This is a genomic window from Serratia proteamaculans (genome assembly GCF_949794035.1).
Classification (GTDB): domain Bacteria; phylum Pseudomonadota; class Gammaproteobacteria; order Enterobacterales; family Enterobacteriaceae; genus Serratia; species Serratia proteamaculans.
Genome location: NZ_OX461105.1, coordinates 4,028,363 through 4,048,987, shown reverse-complemented (window position 1 = coordinate 4,048,987; position 20,625 = coordinate 4,028,363). Strand labels below are relative to the sequence as shown.

The 20,625-nt window shown below is 56.7% G+C and carries 22 protein-coding genes and 1 riboswitch; of the genes, 7 read left to right on the top strand and 15 right to left on the bottom strand.

Annotated features, from left to right (window positions below; genetic code table 11):
- Positions 1-81 precede the first annotated feature (81 nt).
- Positions 82-531: a winged helix-turn-helix transcriptional regulator gene (locus QOT07_RS18855; protein WP_099062764.1), complete on the bottom strand. Its 450-nt coding sequence runs from the start codon at positions 529-531 to the stop codon at positions 82-84.
- Positions 532-626: 95 nt separating this feature from the next.
- Between QOT07_RS18855 and QOT07_RS18850 the strand changes: the two genes are divergently transcribed.
- The 4 genes from QOT07_RS18850 to QOT07_RS18835 all read left to right on the top strand — a co-directional run bounded on the left by QOT07_RS18850 (position 627) and on the right by QOT07_RS18835 (position 5,047).
- Positions 627-1,862 (top strand): MFS transporter, encoded by a 1,236-nt coding sequence (locus QOT07_RS18850; protein ID WP_283604394.1) that lies wholly within the window; start codon positions 627-629, stop codon positions 1,860-1,862.
- A 116-nt stretch (positions 1,863-1,978) separates the two neighbouring features.
- Positions 1,979-2,686, top strand: a complete 708-nt coding sequence (locus QOT07_RS18845; protein ID WP_261416926.1) for a GntR family transcriptional regulator — start codon at positions 1,979-1,981, stop codon at positions 2,684-2,686.
- A gap of 9 nt (positions 2,687-2,695) precedes the next feature.
- Positions 2,696-3,673, top strand: coding sequence for a sugar phosphate isomerase/epimerase family protein (locus QOT07_RS18840; protein WP_085118207.1), 978 nt, complete (start codon positions 2,696-2,698; stop codon positions 3,671-3,673).
- Positions 3,674-3,781: 108 nt separating this feature from the next.
- Positions 3,782-5,047 (top strand): MFS transporter, encoded by a 1,266-nt coding sequence (locus tag QOT07_RS18835; RefSeq protein WP_283604393.1) that lies wholly within the window; start codon positions 3,782-3,784, stop codon positions 5,045-5,047.
- 41 nt (positions 5,048-5,088) lie between these two features.
- On the opposite strand, the gene QOT07_RS18830 is transcribed toward QOT07_RS18835, so the two are convergent.
- A complete protein-coding gene (locus tag QOT07_RS18830) occupies positions 5,089-5,514 on the bottom strand; it encodes a GNAT family N-acetyltransferase (protein ID WP_283603734.1) in 426 nt (141 codons plus the stop codon).
- Positions 5,515-5,582: 68 nt separating this feature from the next.
- A riboswitch (TPP riboswitch) is annotated at positions 5,583-5,674 on the top strand.
- Positions 5,675-5,710: 36 nt separating this feature from the next.
- Between QOT07_RS18830 and thiM the strand changes: the two genes are divergently transcribed.
- From thiM to QOT07_RS18815, 3 genes are all read left to right on the top strand, one after another.
- On the top strand, positions 5,711-6,505 hold the full coding sequence (thiM, locus tag QOT07_RS18825) for a hydroxyethylthiazole kinase (RefSeq protein ID WP_283603733.1): 795 nt from the start codon (positions 5,711-5,713) through the stop codon (positions 6,503-6,505).
- Positions 6,502-7,302: a bifunctional hydroxymethylpyrimidine kinase/phosphomethylpyrimidine kinase gene (gene thiD / locus QOT07_RS18820; protein WP_099062633.1), complete on the top strand. Its 801-nt coding sequence runs from the start codon at positions 6,502-6,504 to the stop codon at positions 7,300-7,302. Before thiM ends, thiD begins: the two co-directional genes overlap by 4 nt.
- 86 nt (positions 7,303-7,388) lie before the next feature.
- The gene (locus QOT07_RS18815) at positions 7,389-7,847 is read left to right on the top strand and encodes an inhibitor of vertebrate lysozyme family protein (RefSeq protein ID WP_099062632.1); all 459 of its coding nucleotides are present in this window, start codon (positions 7,389-7,391) and stop codon (positions 7,845-7,847) included.
- 73 nt (positions 7,848-7,920) lie between these two features.
- On the opposite strand, the gene gutQ is transcribed toward QOT07_RS18815, so the two are convergent.
- The 13 genes from gutQ to QOT07_RS18750 form a co-directional block, all read right to left on the bottom strand.
- The gene (gene gutQ / locus QOT07_RS18810; RefSeq protein ID WP_112348647.1) at positions 7,921-8,892 is read right to left on the bottom strand and encodes an arabinose-5-phosphate isomerase GutQ; all 972 of its coding nucleotides are present in this window, start codon (positions 8,890-8,892) and stop codon (positions 7,921-7,923) included.
- Positions 8,885-9,658, bottom strand: coding sequence for a glucitol operon DNA-binding transcriptional repressor SrlR (gene srlR / locus QOT07_RS18805; protein ID WP_099062630.1), 774 nt, complete (start codon positions 9,656-9,658; stop codon positions 8,885-8,887). Before srlR ends, gutQ begins: the two co-directional genes overlap by 8 nt.
- Positions 9,659-9,741: 83 nt before the next feature.
- Positions 9,742-10,098, bottom strand: a complete 357-nt coding sequence (gutM, locus tag QOT07_RS18800; protein WP_207979897.1) for a transcriptional regulator GutM — start codon at positions 10,096-10,098, stop codon at positions 9,742-9,744.
- Positions 10,099-10,150: 52 nt separating this feature from the next.
- Complete coding sequence (gene srlD, locus QOT07_RS18795) at positions 10,151-10,930, bottom strand: sorbitol-6-phosphate dehydrogenase (RefSeq protein WP_099062628.1); 780 nt, start codon at positions 10,928-10,930, stop codon at positions 10,151-10,153.
- A 10-nt stretch (positions 10,931-10,940) separates the two neighbouring features.
- Positions 10,941-11,303 carry a PTS glucitol/sorbitol transporter subunit IIA gene (gene srlB, locus QOT07_RS18790; protein ID WP_261416919.1) on the bottom strand — a complete coding sequence of 121 codons (363 nt, stop codon included), beginning with the start codon at positions 11,301-11,303 and terminating at the stop codon, positions 10,941-10,943.
- Positions 11,304-11,329: 26 nt separating this feature from the next.
- A complete protein-coding gene (srlE, locus tag QOT07_RS18785; RefSeq protein WP_129936420.1) occupies positions 11,330-12,310 on the bottom strand; it encodes a PTS glucitol/sorbitol transporter subunit IIB in 981 nt (326 codons plus the stop codon).
- A gap of 15 nt (positions 12,311-12,325) precedes the next feature.
- On the bottom strand, positions 12,326-12,874 hold the full coding sequence (gene srlA, locus QOT07_RS18780; RefSeq protein WP_004941528.1) for a PTS glucitol/sorbitol transporter subunit IIC: 549 nt from the start codon (positions 12,872-12,874) through the stop codon (positions 12,326-12,328).
- 266 nt (positions 12,875-13,140) lie between these two features.
- The gene (gene fbaB / locus QOT07_RS18775) at positions 13,141-14,190 is read right to left on the bottom strand and encodes a class I fructose-bisphosphate aldolase (protein WP_099062625.1); all 1,050 of its coding nucleotides are present in this window, start codon (positions 14,188-14,190) and stop codon (positions 13,141-13,143) included.
- 213 nt (positions 14,191-14,403) lie between these two features.
- Positions 14,404-15,090, bottom strand: a complete 687-nt coding sequence (locus tag QOT07_RS18770; RefSeq protein WP_129936419.1) for a GntR family transcriptional regulator — start codon at positions 15,088-15,090, stop codon at positions 14,404-14,406.
- A 125-nt stretch (positions 15,091-15,215) separates the two neighbouring features.
- Positions 15,216-16,229 carry a 3-dehydro-L-gulonate 2-dehydrogenase gene (yiaK, locus tag QOT07_RS18765; protein ID WP_283603732.1) on the bottom strand — a complete coding sequence of 338 codons (1,014 nt, stop codon included), beginning with the start codon at positions 16,227-16,229 and terminating at the stop codon, positions 15,216-15,218.
- Positions 16,210-17,757, bottom strand: a complete 1,548-nt coding sequence (locus QOT07_RS18760) for an MFS transporter (protein WP_261427903.1) — start codon at positions 17,755-17,757, stop codon at positions 16,210-16,212. The genes yiaK and QOT07_RS18760 overlap by 20 nt, the downstream gene beginning before the upstream one ends.
- A 27-nt stretch (positions 17,758-17,784) precedes the next feature.
- The gene (locus tag QOT07_RS18755; RefSeq protein ID WP_283603731.1) at positions 17,785-19,254 is read right to left on the bottom strand and encodes a mannitol dehydrogenase family protein; all 1,470 of its coding nucleotides are present in this window, start codon (positions 19,252-19,254) and stop codon (positions 17,785-17,787) included.
- A gap of 58 nt (positions 19,255-19,312) precedes the next feature.
- A complete protein-coding gene (locus QOT07_RS18750) occupies positions 19,313-20,602 on the bottom strand; it encodes an MFS transporter (RefSeq protein ID WP_099062621.1) in 1,290 nt (429 codons plus the stop codon).
- Between the last annotated feature and the right edge of the window lie 23 nt (positions 20,603-20,625).

The window sequence follows — 20,625 nt, the reverse complement described above, 5'->3', positions numbered from 1 at the left end:
AACTTGTCGTCAAAATCGGTGTTGCAAAAACGGGAGTGACCATAGATTCCGTTTTCCAAGCGGACCCCTACTCACACGATTTCATTCATCACCGACCTTCACCACCAAAGTATTCAGCGGCGTAAGAGTTTGCCCGGTGCTGCCGGTCGGCGTCATGCGCGGTATCGGCTGGCCGCTGTCGCTTTCGACCAGCGTTGATTTCGCCTCTGACGCGTCAAACAGATAATCCTCACCCCATTGGCGCAGGCCGACAATCACCGGGAACAGGGCACGCCCTTTGTCGGTGAGAATATATTCCTGATAGGCGCTGCCGTCCGAGGCGGGTGCAATCTCCAAAATGCCGTGTGCCACCAGGGTGCGCAGCCGGGTAGAGAGGATATTCTTCGCCATCCCCAGTCCCTTTTGAAATTCGCTGAAACGGCGCACGCCGTCGAAGGCGTCGCGCACAATCAGCAGCGACCACCAGTCACCAATCACATCCAGCGTACGTGCCACCGGGCACTGTGCATCTTCCAGACTTTTACGTTTCACGGTTTTCAATTCCTGCAGCGGGATCGGGTTGCATTATAAAACCACCATGCGTAAAGTTCATTGGGTTTAATAATGAAACCACTTTGGGGCGAATGATGAGTGACAAAATGCTGGATCCGATTTGTGTATCGCCGGGGGGATCGCTGAGCCGGATGCCTGCGGCGTTGGTGCTGTTGCTGGCGGGGGCCAGCGCTTTTAGCGTGGCAAATGTCTATTACGCTCAGCCGCTGCTGGACGCCATTGCCCAGGATTTTAATATCAGCCTGGCATCGGTGGGCATGGTGATCACCGTTACCCAGTTAGGTTGTGCTTTGGCACTGTTGCTGGTGGTGCCGTTGGGCGATCGGGTTAATCGCCACCGGCTGCTGGCGGTGCAGCAACTGCTGTTGATTGCCGCATTGTGCGTGGTCGGCTGGGCGAACAGCAGCCTGTTATTACTGTTCGGCATGCTGTTGGTCGGGCTGCTGGGCACGGCCATGACTCAGGGATTGATCGCCTTTGCTGCCACGTTGGCGGCGCCGCATGAGCGGGGGCGGGTAGTGGGGGCAGCACAAGCCGGGGTCGTGCTCGGCCTGCTGTTGGCGCGTACGCTTTCCGGCGCACTGGCGGATTTGGGCGGCTGGCGAGCGGTTTACTTCTTCTCGGCGGCGGTAACCTTGATCCTGTTGCCGATATTGGCGCGTCTGTTGCCTGCACCACGTACGCCGCCATCAACGCTCAGTTACCCGGCGCTGTTGCGATCAATGCTGACGCTGCTGTGGCGCGACCGTACGCTACAGATCCGCGGCATGCTGGCGCTGCTGATGTTTGCAGCATTCAGTATTTTCTGGAGTGCACTGGTTCTGCCACTCAGTCAGGCGCCGTTTAATTTTTCACATTCGGTGATTGGCGCGTTTGGTTTGGTGGGGGCGGTGGGCGCACTGGCGGCGGTACGGGCTGGGCATCTGGCCGATCGCGGTTTGGGGCAGGTGGCGAGCGGGGTTTGTCTGTTGTTACTGGTGTTGGCCTGGTTACCACTCGGCATGCTGAGTAACGGGTTGGGGTGGCTGATTGTGGGCATAGTGCTGCTCGATCTGGCGGGGCAGGCCATTCATGTGCTGAATCAGAGCCTAATTTTCAGCGCACATCCGCAGGCCCATAGCCGGTTAGTCGGCTGTTATATGCTGTTTTACGCGGTGGGCAGTGGGCTGGGTGCCTTTGCCAGCACCCACGTATTTGCCCTGGCGGGCTGGTCTGGCGTGTGCTGGCTGGGGGCGGGTGTCAGCCTGGTCGCTCTGTTGTTCTGGGGGCTGACGCTGCGTGCGATGCCAGCCTCAGGCACGACGCATTAACCGGCATCCTTTCGGTTCTGGGACAGGAGTCACATATAAAATTCAGTACCCCCATTGTTTGTCATAATTCACCGCGATACTGTTGTGTAATCTGGTTTAAACCAATTGAGTGAGCTATGGAAAACAACTCCACCGTTGAACTGGCCAAGCAAAGGCTTAATGACTGGCTGAGTCAGGGCGCGATAGCCCCCGGTGACAAGCTTCCTTCGGAGCGAGAACTGGGGGAATTGCTGAACATTAAACGCATGACGCTACGTCAGGCGCTGCTGTTCCTGGAAAGCGAGTCGAGAATATTCCGCAAGGATCGCCGGGGTTGGTTTGCGGCACTGCCGCGGTTTAACTACAACCCCAACTCGTCTACCAGCTTCAAACAGGCAGCCATTGAGCAGGGGCGTTTTCCTTCCTGGGGCTATATGACCAAGGAGCGGGTCTTGACGGCACCGGCGGCTATTGGCGATTTACTGCAGGTGAGTGAAGGAGCAGAGATCTACCAGATCTGTGGCTGGGGGGCGCTGGATAATCACATCGTGTTTTATCACGAAACCTATATCAATCCGCTGGTGGCTCCCGACTTTATCGAACGTCTGGGTGAGAACTCATTTGCCGAAGTGTGGGAAAACGCCTACGGCACCCCCACTCATACCCGTCACTTGGCGTTTAAACCTACCCGATTATCTGGCGATGCCTGCAAGGTGATGGGCGGCAACGCCAGCACGCCGTCGATTCTGGTAGAGAAGCATCGTGCCGATGCCCAACGCCGTATCGTACAGGTGGATATCGAATACTGGCGCTTCGAGTCGGTGGATTTTTTCATTAACTTATAGGTGAACACCATGGATCGCTTAACTGCGGAGAAAGTCCTTCTGCGGGCGCAGAATTTGCCCCTTTACCTGCATGCCTACGCTTTTCATCTCAATATGCGCATGGAGAAAATCCTGCCTGAGGATTTGCTGACCATTGCTCATCAGCAGCAGTTGCGCGGCGTGAAAGTGCACGTGTTAGACGGAGAAAGTCAGGCGCTTTGCCACGCCGATGATGCCCGCTTACGCAAGTTTGGTGAGCAGGCGCAGCGCTATGGGCTGGATATTCATATCGAAACCAGCGCCTCCGACTCGCAGACTATCGATCAGGCGGTGAATATTGCCCTTAAATCCGGTGCCAGTTCGGTGCGCTTTTATCCGCGCTATCAGGGGCCATTGCAGGAGGTGTTAGCGCGTATCGCGGCAGATATTCAGTACATCAAGCAGCGTTATCAGCACTCGGGTCTGAGCTTTACACTGGAACAGCACGAAGATCTCAAGAGCCATGAACTGGTTAGCCTGGTTCGGGCGGCGGAGTTTCCTCAACTTTCCCTGTTGTTCGATTTCGCCAACATGATTAACGCCAACGAAGAGCCGCTGTCGGCATTGGCGACAATGGCCGGGGAAATCACGCAGGTACATATCAAGGATGCGCTGATTGTGCGTGAGAAGAAGGGCATGGGGCACCGGGCCTGCATTTCCGGGCAGGGGGACTTACCCTTCCGCGAACTGTTGCTGGGGCTAATTTGTTTGGGCGACGAGCGGCCGCAGGTCACCGCTTATGGGCTGGAAGAAGAAGTGGATTATTACGCGCCGCCGTTTCGTTTCACCGATGAGGGCGATAACCCGCCTATTCCATGGCGCGAAATGAGTGAAACCGCGTTACCGGAGCAAGGGTTGGAAGAACGACTGAAAAAAGAGTCTCAGGATGCTTTAAATCAAATTCACCATGTTCGCACCATTATTAACAGTTTGACGCAGCAAGCCCGGGAACGGCTAACCCCGGCATAATATAATAACGAAATTTATAAATTACATATTCTCGCTGATGTGGAGATGTGCTCGTCCCGTCACCGAGGTCACAACACCGCTTAATTATCTATTGGCTGTGAGGGAATGATGCTGACTAAAAAAAGATGGGCGCTATTTAGTTTGTTGGTCTTATGTGGCGGGACAATATATAAATTGCCTTCCCTTAAGGATGCTTTTTATGTGCCGATGCAAGAATATTTCCACCTGAGCAATGGCGAAATTGGTAACGCCATGTCGGTCAACTCGATTGTGACCACCATTGGCTTCTTCTTATCGATTTATTTCTCCGATCGTCTGCCGCGCCGCTTTACCATGTCGTTTTCACTGATCGCCACCGGTTTACTCGGTATTTACCTGTCCAGCATGCCGGGCTACTGGGGCATTCTGTTTGTCTGGGCCCTGTTTGGCGTCACCTGCGACATGCTGAACTGGCCGGTGCTGCTCAAATCGGTGAGTATGCTGGGGGATAATACCCAGCAGGGGCGGCTGTTCGGCTTCTTCGAAACCGGACGTGGCGTGGTGGATACCGTGGTGGCGTTTTCCGCACTGGCATTGTTTACCGCCTTTGGCAGCGGCTACCTTGGTTTCAAAGTTGGGATACTGTTTTATTCGGCGATCGCCATTATCGTGGGGATTATTATTTTGTTGGTGATGAAGGAAAGCCCGGAGGGAAAAACAACTTCACAAAGCGCAGTGGCGGTTGATAAAAAACCGGGCATGAGTAGCGTATTAAAAAATAAAACGGTCTGGCTGATTGCCTTCAGCGTTTTCTGTGTTTATGCGGTGTATTGTGGGCTGACGTTCTTTATTCCTTTCCTGAGCCATGTCTATGCATTACCGATTGCACTGGTTGGGGCCTACGGGATCATTAATCAGTATTGCCTAAAAATGGTGGGTGGGCCGATTGGCGGTTTGATTGCGGACAAAGTATTAAAATCCCCCAGCAAGTATTTATTCTATACCTTTATTATCAGCGCCGTTGCGCTGGCATTATTGATCCTGTTGCCGCATGAGCAAATGCCGGTCTATCTGGGCATGGCCTGTACGCTGGGATTTGGTGCGGTGGTCTTTACCCAACGTGCGGTGTTCTTCGCACCGATCGGTGAGGCGGGGATTGATGAGGAACACACCGGTGCGGCGATGGCGCTAGGCAGTTTTATCGGTTACGCCCCGGCAATGTTTTGCTTCAGCCTGTACGGCCACATTCTCGATGCTTTCCCCGGGCTAACCGGCTACAAGATTGTCTTCGGCCTGATGGGCATGTTTGCCTGCGCCGGGATCATCGTGTCGGGGCTGTTGGTCAGAAATATCCGCGCACGCGGCAAATTGACCCCGGCGGTTTCTGCCGCCTGAGTTGGGGACTATGGATGGGCACGGTACAACACGCCGTGCCCTTACTTGGTCGGCGAGTGCATCAGGTAATAGTCTTCCGCGCCGTCATTGCCGGTGGTGATCGTCCGCCAGCCGTGTTTATGGTAAAACGCCAGCGCCTTCTCATTCTTGACCAGACATTTCAGCGAGCCGGTGGCGGTAAACGTCTGCTCCGCTGCCTGCAACAGCGCGCTGCCGACGCCCAGGGGCGGCAGGTGAGGGTCGACATACAGATTGTGAATAAAGTTATCCTGACGATAAATCGAGACAAACCCCAGTCGCTTCCCTTTTTCTTCCGCCACCCAAATATCCTCGCCCAGTGTCGAACGATCGAAATCTTCCAGTCGGTAATCTTCGGTATCACGCCAGGGGAACGCCGCTTTGCGCGATGCCAGATACAGGGTGCGCAGGAACGGACGGTCGGCCTCCTGGTATTTTCTTATTTGCATGGCGTCTCCTTTTTATTTTTTGACACTATAGCGCGATTGACCTCACCGGCGGCAACCCCAATAATGGCCGTCTTGACTCGGGGTGCCTCTAGGGGCTGAGATTTTACCCGTATTACCTGATCTGGATTATGCCAGCGTAGGGAAGTCTCGGTGCCCCCACCGGTACCCGCCTTCTTGAACGCCGGTTGGGAGGAATATGTTCGCTCGACCTGATGCTTTACCCGGCGCTCACGCCGCGGCTTGTTTGACCCAATTTAAACGCCAACCCCCCTTGATTCATTGCCTGACCAACGAAGTGGTGCAGGAACTGACGGCTAACGTGTTGCTGGCGCTCGGCGCTTCCCCGGCGATGGTGGTGGAACCGACCGAAGCGGCGCAGTTCAGCCGGCTGGCGGATGCTTTGCTGGTTAATATCGGCACCCTCAATGCCTCGCGGGCCGAATCCATGCTGGCCGCGGTAGAGGCTGCCAATGCGGCGGGCACCCCCTGGACGCTGGATCCGGTCGCCGTTGGCGGGCTGGTGTACCGCACTGCATTTGCCCAGCGTTTGCTGGGGGAAAAGCCGGCGGCAATTCGCGGCAATGCCTCTGAGATCATGGCGCTGAGTGGCATGCAGGCGAACGGTCGCGGCGTCGACAGCGCTGACGATTCACTGGCGGCGTTACCGGCGGCGCGTGAACTGGCGCGGCTCAGCGGGGCGATAGTAGCAGTGACCGGCGTGGTGGATTATATCACCGACGGCCAGCGTGACTGGGCGGTCGCCGGAGGGGACGTGCTGATGACGCGAGTGGTGGGCACCGGTTGTGCGCTTTCGGCGGTGGTGGCGGCATTTTGCAGCCTGCCGGGCGATCGACTGGACAACGTTGCCACCGCCTGCCGGGTGATGTCGCTTTGCGGTGAGCGGGCCACGCGCCGTGCCGCCGGGCCGGGCAGTTTTACCCCGGCATTTCTCGATGCCCTATATCAACTGCGCCCGGAGGACCTGCAATGAAACGGATTAACGCGTTGACCATCGCCGGGACCGATCCGAGCGGCGGGGCCGGTATCCAGGCCGACCTGAAAGCTTTCTCTGCGCTGGGGGCCTATGGCGCCTCCGTGATCACCGCGCTGGTGGCACAAAACACCCGCGGCGTGCAGTCGGTGTATAACATCGAACCGGCCTTTGTCGCCGCTCAACTTGATTCCGTGTTCAGCGATCTGCGTATCGACAGCACCAAGATTGGTATGCTGGCCAACGCCGACATTGTGCAGGCGGTGGCGGAGCGTTTACGTCACTATCAGCCGTCGTTTGTGGTGCTGGATACGGTGATGCTGGCGAAAAGCGGTGATCCTTTGCTGGCACCGGAGGCGGTGGAGTCGATTCGCCGCGAGCTGTTGCCGCTGGTGTCGATCATCACGCCGAACCTGCCGGAAGCGGCGGCCCTGCTGGAATGTGCCCCGGCGGAAAACGAAAGCCAGATGCGTGAACAGGGACGGGCACTGTTGGCGATGGGCTGCCAGGCGGTACTGATGAAGGGCGGCCATCTGAGTGAAAGTGAAAGCCCGGACTGGCTGTTCAGTGTGGGGCAGGAGCAACGCTTTACTGCACCGCGCGTAGCGACCCGCCATACGCACGGCACCGGCTGCACGCTGTCTGCCGCATTGGCCGCGCTGCGTCCGCGCCACGACGACTGGGCAGGTACGGTCGCTGCCGCCAAGGATTATCTGCAAAAAGCCTTGCAGCAGGCCGATACGCTGGAAGTGGGGCACGGCATCGGGCCGGTGCATCATTTTCACGCCTGGTGGTGAGTCAACTTTTTAGCCGTGCTGTGGTCTGACTAGATTCAGGCCCGGTTTTGGCCGGGTGCGATCGAATTCAATCAAGGGAGAAGGGCATGACAGGACAAAACGCACTTCGCGGCGCCATCTTCGGCGCGTTACTCAGCTTCAGCGTGGGCAGCTTCGCCCAACAGATTGTCACCACTTCGGACGTGATCCAGCAGCCGGGTTATCAGGCCAGTTGGCAGAACATGGTGAAGGGGCAGGCCCGTTTGCCGGGCTGGGCGCGCAAAGGGGTAGGGACGTCAACCCCGGCGCAAAGCCTGAGCTGGAAGGGCCAGGATTATTTGGTGGGCAATGTGTGCAAGCCCCATGACTGTGCCAACAACTTTATGATGGTGGCGTTTAAAGAAGACAAGTCGCAGGCCTGGGCGGTGCGCGTTGAAGTGGCGAATAAGCCGGAAGCGGTTGATCATCCGAAGAAATACGCCAAATACCAATGGTTGGGCAAGCCGGATGAGGACATGAAGGCGCTGCTGAAACAACAGTTCGAGAATAATCCGGACTGGAAATAAGCGGACTTTAGCGTCGTACGTATCCCCTCACCCAAAGGAGAGGGGACAAACGGGCAAGCATTAGTTAATGCGGTCAGCCGATACCGGCCTGATGCAGGTCGTGCAGGTTGATCGCGCCCACCAGTACGCCATCCAGATTGACCACCGGCGCGGCGCTAATGTGCTGTTCGTGCAACGCTTCCAGTGCTTCTCCGGCGCGCCATTGTTCCGGCAAACGGTAGCCGGGCCGGGTGATCGCCGGGCTTAATGCATCCTGCAGGCTATTGCCTTTCACCAGCCAGCGGCGCAGGTCGCCGTCGGTAAACACCCCCACCACTTTCTGCTGTGCGTCACACACCGGCACTAACCCCAGCCCGGTGCGACTCAGTTCGAGCATCGCTTCCATCACGTTGGCATTTTCACTGACCTGCGGCAGGCGATCGCCCGTGCGCATCAGGTGATGTACCCGGTTCAGCAGGCGTGCGCCCAGGCTGCCGCCCGGATGCGAGCGGGCAAAGTCTTCGGCGTTGAAACCGCGTTGACGCATCAGCGCCATTGCCAGTGCGTCGCCCATCATCAGCGTATTGACCGCACTGGAGGTCGGTGCTAGCCCCATCGGGCAAGCCTCACGCTCAACGCTGATGTCCAGCATGCAGGCCGCCGCCTGTGCCAGCGGTGACTCTTTGCCACCGGTAATAGCGATCACCGGGATGTTATTCTCCGCCAGTAGCGGCAGGATCAGATCCAGTTCTTTGGCGCGGCCGGAGTAGGAGATAAACACCACCACGTCGTCGGCACCGATCATGCCGAGATCGCCGTGCAGTGCCTCCGCCGGGTGGACGAAGAAGGACGGGGTGCCGGTACTGGCCAGCGAGGCGGCAATTTTTTTACCAATATGACCGGATTTACCGATGCCGGAAATCACCGCCTTGCCGCGACAGTTCAGCAGCAGTTCGCAGGCGCAGACGAAGTTGTCGTCCAGTCGCGCCAGCAGGCGTTGTGCTTCGGTCAACTCAATTTCCAGCGTTTCGCGGGCAAAGGCCAGCAGGGCAGCGGCGTTACTCATCAAAATCTCCTACCAGAATGATATTGATCCCTTTCGCTTGTAGCGCGGCGAGGTAATCCGGGTTGATGTTTTTATCGGTGATCAGCGTGTCTACGGCGCTCAGGTCGCAGACCACGTTCGGGCTTTTGCGGCCAAATTTTGACGAATCCACCAGCAGGATAATACGGCTGGCGGCTTCACACATCGCCTTGCTGACGTTATGCACTTCGTTAAAGGTGGTGACACCGGCGTTAAGATCCACGCCGTCCGCACCGATAAACAGCTTGTCGAAGCTGAACTGCTGGAAAGCCGATTCGGCCAGGCTGCCGTGGAAGGACGCCGATTTTTTGCGGTAAGTGCCGCCGGGCATCAGGATGGTCTGGTCGTTATCCAGCTCCACCAGCGCATTAACGATATGCAGGCTGTTGGTCATCACCGTGATGTTATTGAACTGCGCCAGATGCGGCACCATTTGCAGCACCGTGCTGCCGGCATCGAAAATCAGCGAGTCGCCGTCGTTGATCAGCTTAATGGCGGCGTAGGCGATCTGACGTTTCTTTTCGGTATTGATGTGAGTTTTGCGGTCGATGGGCTGGTCGCCATCGTCGCGGCTGAGCACCACGCCGCCGTAGGTGCGGATCACCTCGCCTTCGTCTTCCAGCAGGGTAAGATCTTTACGAATGGTGGTGCCGGTGGTGGCGAAATGTGCCGCCAGGGCATCCACTGCCGTTTTGCCATGTCGCTGCAGATATTCAAGGATAGCGGCCTGTCGCTGCTTTGGTTTCATAGCCCGTCCTGTTCACAAGAGTTGAGCATTTCCCTTCAGTGAATAATTCAACATGAAAGGTAATGTCTTTTAATGTGAAAATATCATGATTTAGGGGCAATCGCTAACGATAGTGCAGTCTGGCATGCGCGATCCTCGGGGAAGATCACATCCGGGCGCAGATCCCGCTGGTGCAGGCCATGCAGCCGGGCGATCGACCGGGGTTGGGCAAAAATGGTCAGGCCGCGCATCAACATGCTACCGCAGACCCGTTGTTCGGTGTCGAAGGCCAACGCCAGCACCACCCGTGGCCGGAAGCGCCCGCCAGAACGTCCGACACCGACGCGGCCCAGTTGGCACAGGCCGTCGAAGGCACGGTTGAAACGCTGGAGCTGCCACCAACCGAGCGCGATTTGCAGCAGCCAGGCCAGTACGGCGAAGATGATCAATGCCTGGGTCATAGTGTCTCCTGTTTATTTTCCCTCTCCAGACGGAGAGGGAGGCGTAACCCAATCAGAACATTACCTGACCGCCGGTGATGTTAATCGACTGGCCCGTGCAATAAGACGCTTTATCGCTGGCGTAAAACAGCAGGGTATTCAGCACGTCCTGGTAATCACAACCGCGTTTCAACGGCACCTTATCGGTGTAATATTTTTCAACTTCATCCGGCGCAATCCCCAGTTTTTGTGCGTACTGCGGCAGCAGTGACTGGAACATGGGCGACTTCAGCAGGTTACCGAGCATCAGCGAATGCACGGTAATGCCGTATTCCGCCAGATCGAGCGCCAGTGACTGGGTCAGCCCGACCCCGCCGAACTTGGCGGCGCTGTAACCCGAGTTGTGCTTGCTCCCGACCTTGCCGGACTTGGAGTTGATCTGAATGATGCGCCCGGCAACGCCGTCGCGGATCATCAGGCGGGAAAACTCGCGGGCGCAGAGGAAATAGCCCACCAGATTGACCTGCAACGAACGATCGAAATCCCCTAACGGAAAATCGGTGATCGGCGCGGCCTTGGCGATACCGGCGCTGTACACCAGCAGATTGGCCTGGCCAAATTGGCTATCCACTGCCGCCGCCAGGGCAATGACGCTCTGTTCATTGGTGGCATCGGCCTGGAAACCCTGTGCGCAGCCTGCGCCGTATTGGTCGTTAATCTGCTGCGCCACCTGTCGGGCGTTATCCGCGTTTAAATCGGCTACCGCTACGCGGTAACCCGCCTGCGCCAGTCCCAGGCACAAAAATGCACCTAATGTTTGGCCTCCGCCAATCACTACAGCTACTTCAGACATGGTCTACTCCTTATGCGATAAATTTCAGCGTACTGCCTAACGGGATATCAACCGGTGTGGCACCGGCTACGTGGATAGAACCGGGGAATTCGGCCTGATTTTCCCCGTCAAAACGTACGGTAAGGTGGCCCAGTTCACGCAGGTTTTGGCTGGCGACCTCGCCAACGGCGGTAATCGGATAACGCTGCTCCGCCAGCTCCATCCAGCCGCCGGTCTGCAGTTCGCCGAGGGTATTGCCGTGCCGGTGGATGAAGCAAAACTCTTCGATGTCTGCCGGTGCCCCCTCACGGAAGGTGATCAGCATGTCGTCCAGCAATGCATCGCGGGCACTGTCGCCAATCTGGGTGATGGTGGTTTGGAAAATGGTGTTCATAGCTAGCCCCTGGCAGTAAGTAAAAGTTATTGGTAGATGAAGGCTGAGGCGGCCCAGGCGATCAGCACCGTAGGTGCGCCGGTCAGGAAACGCCCGACCAAGACCGAAGGCACACCGACCCGCACCGTGTCCTGCTTGGCTTCTGCCAATGACAGACCTACCGGAATAAAGTCACAGGCGGCCTGCGCGTTAATCGCGAACAGGGCGGGCAGCGCCAGCTGCGGTGGGATATGACCCAGACCGATTTGCACCCCGACCAGCACGCCAATCACCTGGGCGATCACCGCGCCAGGGCCGAGGAATGGCGACAGCAGTGGGAAAGAACAAATCAGCGCCAGCGTCACCAGGCCAATCGGGCTGCTGGCCAATGGCGTCAGGCCGTGGGCGATAAAATCCCCCAGGCCGGAGGCCATGATGATGCCGATCAGTGCCGAGACGAACGCCATAAACGGCAGAATGGTTTTCAGTACCGTGTCGATGGTGTCGCGGCCAGACTGGAAGAACACCGCCACCACCGATCCCATACCCATGCCGACTTTCGCCAACAAGCCGTCGCTCTGTTCGGTGATTTTTTTGCTGGTGTCGTAATCCCGTCCCTTGGGTTGCGGGGCGGGGGCTGCTTGCGCTGTCTCCGTTGCCGATTCCACCCGGCTGATGTTGCTATCGCGTACCCCGGAGACATAAATATCCTCGAGGATAAATTTCGCCAGCGGGCCAGATTGGCCGGTAGCGTGGATATTGACCGTCGGAATACGGCGTTTAGGGTACAGGCCGCAGCGCAGGGTGCCGCCACAGTCGATCACCATGACGCCAATTTCATCGGCCGGCGGTTCGCCTTCCTTAAAGCCGTCGACGGCTGGCCAGCCGGTCAGTTCGCTAAGCCGATCGACGATCGACGGGCGGGTACCGGCAGTGATGTACACCACTTTTTTTCCCGGCTCGATCGGTAACTGCAACGGGCCACCCCAGCCGCTGGCGCCTTTCTCAATACGGATATAAGCACTCATGCTGTACTCCACGAATTAAAGTTGTACCTGACGGTCCAGGCGGATGCCCATCTTGCGTTCGAACAGGCTGGTGGTGAGATCGGTTACCCAACCGCGGAAAAAGTTGGTAAACAGCCCGACCAGGAAATAGCTCACCGCCAGTGGCCCCAGCGGCAGGCCGAGGGTAGTTAGGCCACTGGCGATCCCGAGGTAAACGAACAGTTCGCCGGGGTTGATATGCGGGAACAGGCCATTCATCGAGTGGCAGCTGTAGGACGCCGCCGCGTAGTAGCTGGGTTTGTATTTCTCGGGCATAAAGCGACCGAGGCTGAGGGTCATCGGGTTGCAAAACACAAAGGTGCCGATCAGCGGCAGCAGCAGATAGCGTGAAACCGGGTTCCCCGCACAGCGCTGCGCCAAGCGTTCGATACGTTCCTGGCCAACAAATTTGATCAGCGCGTTCATAATGACCAACAAGCTGATTAACAAAGGTAAAATGCCGGTCACCATGCCGACAAACACTTCACCGCCTTTCTGAAACAGGCCGATAAACCATTCGGCGCCGTGGGTGATTAGCTCAATCATTATTGTTCTCCTGAGATGGAAGGTATGGCCTGGAGCGAACGGCGGCTCTGTCGCCATGGGCCTTACACTAATCACTTTATGGATTAATTTGTTTTAAATAGATCACAGTTTGAAAGATAAATATTTTATTGTGAAAGTTAATTATGAAAGAAAAATAACATTAAAGCGCGGTAGCCGTTAGGCAAGGAGGAAGATGGCAGCAGATTAAAGGCATAAAAAAGCCCGGCGAACCGGGCTGGAGGTAACAGATTTTGCGAGCGACGGGATCAGGCGATGGTGACTTTCTTATCCAGATAGGTGTCCTGAACCGCGTTGATCAGCGCAACACCTTCTTTCATCGATTTCTTGAACGCCTTACGCCCCAGAATCAGCCCCATGCCACCTGCGCGCTTGTTGATGACCGCGGTGCGCACCGATTCCTGCAGATCGTTTTCACCGGCGGCCCCGCCGGAGTTAATCAACCCGGCACGGCCCATATAGCAGTTGGCCAACTGGTAACGCACCAGATCGATCGGGTGATCGGTGGTCAGCTTGCTGTAGACGCGGTCGTCGGTATAACCGAATTTCACCGCGCGGTAGCCGCCGTTGTTTTCCGCCATTTTCTGCTTAACGATATCGGCGCCGATGGTGGCGGCAATATGGTTGGCCTGGCCGGTGAGATCGGCGCTGGAATGATAATCCACACCGTCTTTAGTAAACGCCGGATTACGCAGATAAGCCCACAGCACGGTGACCATACCCAGTTCGTGGGCGCGCTCGAAGGCGCTCGAGATCTCTTCAATCTGGCGGCGTGACTGTTCGGAACCAAAGTAAATGGTGGCACCGACCGCGACGGCACCCATGTTGAAAGCCTGTTCGACGCTGGCATACAGGGTCTGGTCGTATTGGGTTGGATAGCTCAGGGTTTCGTTATGGTTCAGTTTGACCAGGAACGGAATTTTGTGGGCATAGCGGCGCGATACCGAAGCCAGCACGCCGTAAGTGGAGGCGACGCAGTTACAGCCGGCCTCAATGGCCAGTTCAACGATATTTTTCGGGTCAAAGTACAGTGGGTTGGCGGCGAAAGACGCGCCGGCGGAGTGCTCAATCCCCTGGTCAACCGGCAGAATCGACAGGTAACCGGTGCCGGCCAGACGGCCGTGGTTAAGCAGGCTTTGCATCGAACGCAGAACGGTGTTGGGACGGTTATTATCGATCATGATCCGGTCGACAAAGTCGGCGCCCGGCAGGTACAGATTCTCAGCAGGGATGGTAGTACAGCGGTGTTGCAACAGGTCTTCCGCTTCCTTTCCTAACAACTGCGCAATATCAGTCATGATTGTCTCCTGATTAGCTTCTTCATACACCGACAATAAAAACCATAGGGGAGATTTATTCACCGGCGTAGTAAAAAGCGGTGATTGAAGCTGTAAAAACGATAGTAATGAAATCCTGATAGCAAGGAGAAACAATAGATGCGATTGAGAGGAAATGCCATTTGGGAAGCCAAATAGCGGGGGGCGATCGCCCCCTTGAAGGTCAGTGCTTGACTATTCGGCGTCGAACCACTCGGTATTCTGCAAAGCGATGGGGGTAATAGAGTAGATCATTTCTTGCAGGTGCTCATGGATGGCGCGCTCGGCGGCATCGGCATCCTGCGCCTTCAGTGCGGCAAAAATGCGGTAATGCTGCTGGAGCAGGCTTTCCGGTGGCGAGACTTCGCTCAGGCTGAGAAAACGCACCCGGTCCATGGTGGCCTTGATGGTTTCGATGGTCTCCCAGGCCAGTGGGCATTCGGCAAACTGAGTGAGCAACTGGTGGAACTCATCGTCCAGCGCCAGGAACTCACGTGTCTGCTTGTTCTGTGCGGCCAGCTCCTGGCGGTGCAAATTATGCTCCAGCGTCATCAACTGTTCCGGTGTAATGCGTTCCGCCGCGCGACGTACAACAGCGCATTCTACGGCCTGACGGATAAAACGCCCATCGGCTACCCGTTTGGCCGAAATCTTCATCACGAAAGTCCCGCGCTGCGGCAGGATCTGCACCAGTCCGGCCTCCGCCAGCTTGATAAAGGCTTCGCGCACCGGTTGGCGTGAAACGCTAAAGCGGGTGGAAATCTCTTTCTCTGACAGCAGCGTGCCGGGGGGAATGGTGCAGTCGACGATGTCCTTACGCAGGAAACGGTAGATTTGCTGATTAACCGGAAGGCTATTGGTGAGGCTGTAGGATTCAGACATGGAGACGATCGGTCATCTGGCTGGGATTTGGATGCCACCATACTAGCAGATTATTGCTTACGGGTTATGAAAACCCTTATGTTTCGCCGGTATCGACCTGAAACCGGCGGGTTTATCCCGGCGAATTAATTGCCGGCCAGGGCGACCACCTTGGCCCAAATGTCATCATCGACCGGAATGCCCAGGCTCAGGTTTTGCTGACGCCTTAGCAACTGCTGTTCACCGGGATAAAATACCCGTTCAACCCCCTCAGCCGGTTCGGAGGCGGCAACATAACGCTCTACGTCCTCGGTCAGCCGGCGGGTATAGTCTGCGCCGCCCAGTTGCTGGGGATCAAACAGCATGAAGATCTGACTGGCGCCGGTTCCGCTGCCCTGTTCGATACAGTCGATCTCACTGGTGGTGTGACCGGCGGACAGCATGGCTGCCATCGCATCCAGCAGGATTGCCATGCTGGAGCCTTTCCAATACCCGGCTGGCATAATGCGCATGGATTCTTCTACCGGGCCGGGTTCCAGCGTGATATTCCCCTGCTGGTCATAGCCCGCGGGGAAAGGCATTTGCCCCCCTTTGAGCCGGGTCACCTGCAGTTGGCCGTAAGAATATTGTGACATCGCCATATCCAGCACCAGTGGCTGTTCACCTGGCACCGCCATAACAAAAGGATTATTACCCAGCCGTGGGTTCTTGCCCCCCCAGGCCGGCATGCAGGATTCGGTATTGGTCCAGCAAATGGCGGCCAGTCCCTGATTAACGGCTTGCCAGCCGTAGGTGCCACCGCGCATCCAATGGGTGGTATTGCGCATTGTCACAATGCCGACGCCGTTTTGTCGCGCTAATTGCGCTGCTTGCTCAACGGCAAACAGGGCATTGGTGATGCCGACTCCACGTTGGCCGTCATACAGATTGATCGCCCCCAACTGTTTGATAAGCACCGGCTCGGCCTGTGGATTAACCCAGCCACGTTGCAGATAGTCGATAAAACGGGCGACGCGGTTCAGACCGTGGGAATAGATGCCATCGCAACTGGATTCGGTATGAATACGAGCACAGGTGGCGGCTTTGTCCTGTCCCAGCCCAGCCTGGACAAAAGCGCGCTCAACGGTGTTTTGCATCACCTCAAAGGGGATTCTGTTCATTTTGTTGCTCCTTGATCGGCAGTGTGGTGGGGCGGTTAATGATGCTGTTATTACCCCAGGCGAAGCGGTAGTCCCAGCCGGTCAGCGTTTCGACCACCTGCCGGGTTTCCGCGCTGGCGGTACTCATTGATCCTCCTTGCTTCAGTCGGTTGATTTCTTCCACCAGGATGCGGTGGTTATCGATAGTCAGGCGGAATTTGCGGGCGCACAGCAGACCAAACAGCAAGAACAGCACCGAACCGATGCAAAATACCATCGCGATACCATGAATAGCCTCGGTCGGCTGGCTGCTACTTTTGGCGATAAAGCCAGAATGTTGCAGTGCCAGCCCGACCATAAACAGCGCCAGGGCTTGTACCGCTTTACGAACGAAGGTCATTACGCCGGCAAAGATCCCTTCACGCCGTTGGCCGGTGAATATTTCGTCGACGTCCGGGATAAAGCTGTAAATGTTCCAGCAGACGTAATAGCTGCCTGCGCGGCCGCAGCCCATCACTACCGCGGCCAGCGCGATCCAGTAGATGGCATTAGCCGGTGAAACCAGATAAATCATCAAAAACAGCGCAATGCTCACCAGCATAAAGGACTGAGCAATCTTGTAGGCGGCCCCGTTGCCGAATCGGATGCAGAGTGGAATAAACAGCGAAACGCACAGAAACTGCACCAGGGTCATTAGTGTCAGTGCGTTGGAAGCATCAATAGCGTTTTGGCCCAGCACAAAAACAATGTAATAGACCAGCACCGATCCCAGGACGTCCAGCGCCACATAAGCGCCCAGATACATACCTACGTGCAGGCGGAAGGTTTTGATATGAAAAGTAGAAATCAGTGATTTGAATAAATCTCGCATATCGCGGCGAAACGACAGCGGCGGCATATTCTGAGAGATGGGAACCGGGCGGCTCCAGGTAAAACAGTACAGCAGGACAATGACGATGGCGAACAGGATGCCGAAAATTACCCCCATATACAGGAAGGATGACGAAGCATCCTCACCGAGATAAGCAATAATGCGGCCCGGCAGCCAGGCGGCCAGTATGCCCGCACCGGTGGAAAACAGCATGCGAACGCCGGTGAGCTTGGCGCGAACCTTAAAATCGCTGGTCATTTCCGCCGCCAGCGTTTCGTAAGGCACGATCACCAGCGTGTAGGTAAGGTAAAACAGCACGTAGGTTGTCAGGTAATAGCCGAATCCCATGCCGTCGACCCACATACAGATGTAGGTCACCAGTACCAGAGGTGAACCAATAAGGAAGAAAAAGCCGCGACGCCCAAAACGTTGACCCCAACGGTTGCGATAGAAATTGTCGGTGACATAACCCATCAGCGGGTCGGAGATAGCATCTAACAATCGGGCGATAGCTATGATGGCACCGGCCTGAACCGGACTGAGACCGGCATAGGTGGTGTAAAAGAACATGATCCACAGGCCGAGTACCGCAAAACTGCCGCCGCCGAAAACATCCCCGCTGCCGTAAGCCAGCAGATTACGCAATTTGATCGGCCGATCCTTGATGACATTTTCCATGGTGACTTTCTCCTGGTGACCCAGTATTCAGGCCAGCAATTTGGAAACGGTGGTCTTGGCACCCTGCGCTAACAGCGCCTGATAGGCATGGGTGACGGTGTCGACGAAGCTGTGATAGGCCGGCAGATCCTGACCAAAGACCGCATCGAGCTGCAACAGGGCCAGCACCCGTTCCGGGCCTTCGCGACTGTTGCCGACCAAGTTGGCGAGGCGTTCACTTAAAGGATCGCTGATCTCAATAGGCTGACCCTGTTCATCCTTGCCGCCGACGTAACGCATCCAACCGGCGACACCTAAAGCCAGACAACTAAAATCGCTGCCGTGCGCCAGATGCCAACGAATGGAGTCCAACATGCGCTGCGGCAGTTTTTGCGTGCCGTCCATGGCGATCTGCCAGGTACGGTGCTTTAGCGCCGTATTGCGGTAACGGGCCAGTAGCGAGTCGGCGTAGTGCGTCAGATCCAGCTCATGAACCTGCAGCGTCGGTGCTTGCTCCGCCAGCATCAGGTGGCGTCCGGCTTTAACAAAATACGCATCCTGCATGCAGTCGCTGATATGCGCATAACCGGCCAAATAGCCCAGATAAGCGAGAAACGAATGGCTGCCGTTGAGCATCCGCAGCTTCATTTCCTCGTATGGCAGTACGTCGCTGACCAGCTCAGCACCGGCCTTTTCCCATGCCGGGCGTCCCTGCGGAAAGTGATCTTCGATCACCCATTGGCGGAAGGGTTCGCAGGCGACAGCGACCGGATCGGCGATGCCACCCAGTAAATCCTCAATGTGTTGCAGCGTTTCCGCGGTGACTGCCGGAACAATGCGGTCGACCATGGTTGATGGGAAGGTGACCTGCTGTGTGACCCACGCCGCCAGATCCGCATCCTGTCGCTGTGCCAGTTGGCTGAGTACGTTGCGGGTTACCTGACCGTTGGCCGGCATGTTGTCGCAGGACATTACGGCAAACGCCGGCAGGCCCCGTGCCCGGCGTAGCCGCAGTGCGGCCAGGATCAGGCCGGGGGCCGATCGCGGATGCAGCGGGTGGGCGATGTCATGCTGAATATCCGGATGCTCTGCCAACAACTGGCCGCTGGCGGGCTGATAACAGTAGCCTTTCTCGCTGATGGTCAATGAAACGATGGCAATCTCCGGCTGTGCCATGGCTTCAAGCACGGCTTCCAGCCCGTCGACCTGCAGGTGCAGCGCCTGCCTGATGACGCCGATCGTCTGACCATGCCAGCCGTCGCCGTCCATTTCTGCAACCGTATACAGCAAATCCTGCCGTTGTAGGTCGGCGATTTTTTGCCGGCCGTTGTGCATGCTGATCACGCAGTAACCCCAGTCGCTGGCGTGCTCGTTAGCCAACTGTTCGGTATATACCGCCTGATGTGCGCGGAAGAACGCGCCAAAACCCAGATGCACGATGCGCGGTTTAATCCTTTCGCGAGCGTAACCCGGCTGCGCAACCGCCGTCGGCAGCACGCTGTTGCTGGAAAGTGTCATGCTGAAGTTCCTGAATGTGGGGACTGAAAGCGGGGCGACGTTGGCCGCCCCGGGCAGATTAGGGTTTTGATATTTGCGGTTGTGCGGTATTGCGCGGTGCCTTGATCACCAGCAGTACCAACACGGCCCCGAGCGCGGCCACGCCACCCGCCAGCATAAAGGCGCTGTCGAACTTGCCGGTGTTTTGCACGATGTAGCCGGTTACGACCGGGCCAATGATGCCGGAAACGCTGCCCACCAAATGGATAAAGCCACTGGCGCCACCAACCCGGGATTTATGCACCACGTCCTGGATAATCGCCCAGTAAATCGCCCCGGTGATGTACAGGAAGAAGATCGATACCGACATCAACATCACCGCCGGCACTACGCTGCTGACGGTACCCGCCAGTGCCACACAGATGGCCGCCGCCAGCAGGCTGGTGACCAGCACAATCTTGCGCGACAGCAGCAGCTTGCCGGTGATATTGAAAATTTTGTCGGAGATATAGCCGCCGAGCGCCAGGCCGACAAAGCCGACAATCCACGGGATCATGGTGGTGAGGCTCATTTCCTTGATGTTCAGGTTGTGTGCCTGCACCAGATAGGACGGGAACCAGCTCAGGAAGAAGAACAGGATGTAGTTGTAGCAGAAGAAGGCGAACGCGGTGACCAGGATGATCGGCTGCTTCAGGTAGTAACCCAGCCCGTGCGCGGCATTGCTCAGCTCTTCTTCGGCGCTGTGAGTCTCTTCCTTCATCTGGTTAATCAGCGCCAGCTCTTCATCGCCGATGCGTTTGCTTTTCGCCGGGTTATCCGCCACCACGAAGAACCACACCAGCATCCAGATGATACCGATCGAACAGATGACCATAAACGCCGGTCGCCAGCCAAATGCCAATGCCAGATAGCCGACGATCGGCCCGGCGACGGCGCCGCCCAAGGGGGAACCGGCACTGAGCAGGCCCATGGCAGTCGCCGCCTGTTTCTTCGGGAACCAGCCGTTGATCATTTTATTGGCGGAGGCGCAGATTGGCCCTTCGGCCATGCCGAACAGTACGCGCAGGATCAGCATGGAATAGAAACCGGTGGCTAATGCCGTCATGCCACAGAAAATCGACCACAGGCCGACGGCAATGCCGAGCACTAACGTCGGGCCGAATTTGTCTACTGCCAGCCCGCCGATAAAGTTAAAGATGGCGTAGCCGAAGAAGAAGCTGCCGAAGATGATGCCGAACTGCTCGGCATTCAACATCAGATCCTTTTCGATCATAGGTACGGTAATCGACAGCGCGACGCGGTCGAGGTAGTTGATCATGTAAACCATAAACAGCAGGAATACGATGGTCCAACGCAGGTTTTTAAACATAAAAGCACTCCACTTGATGTTGT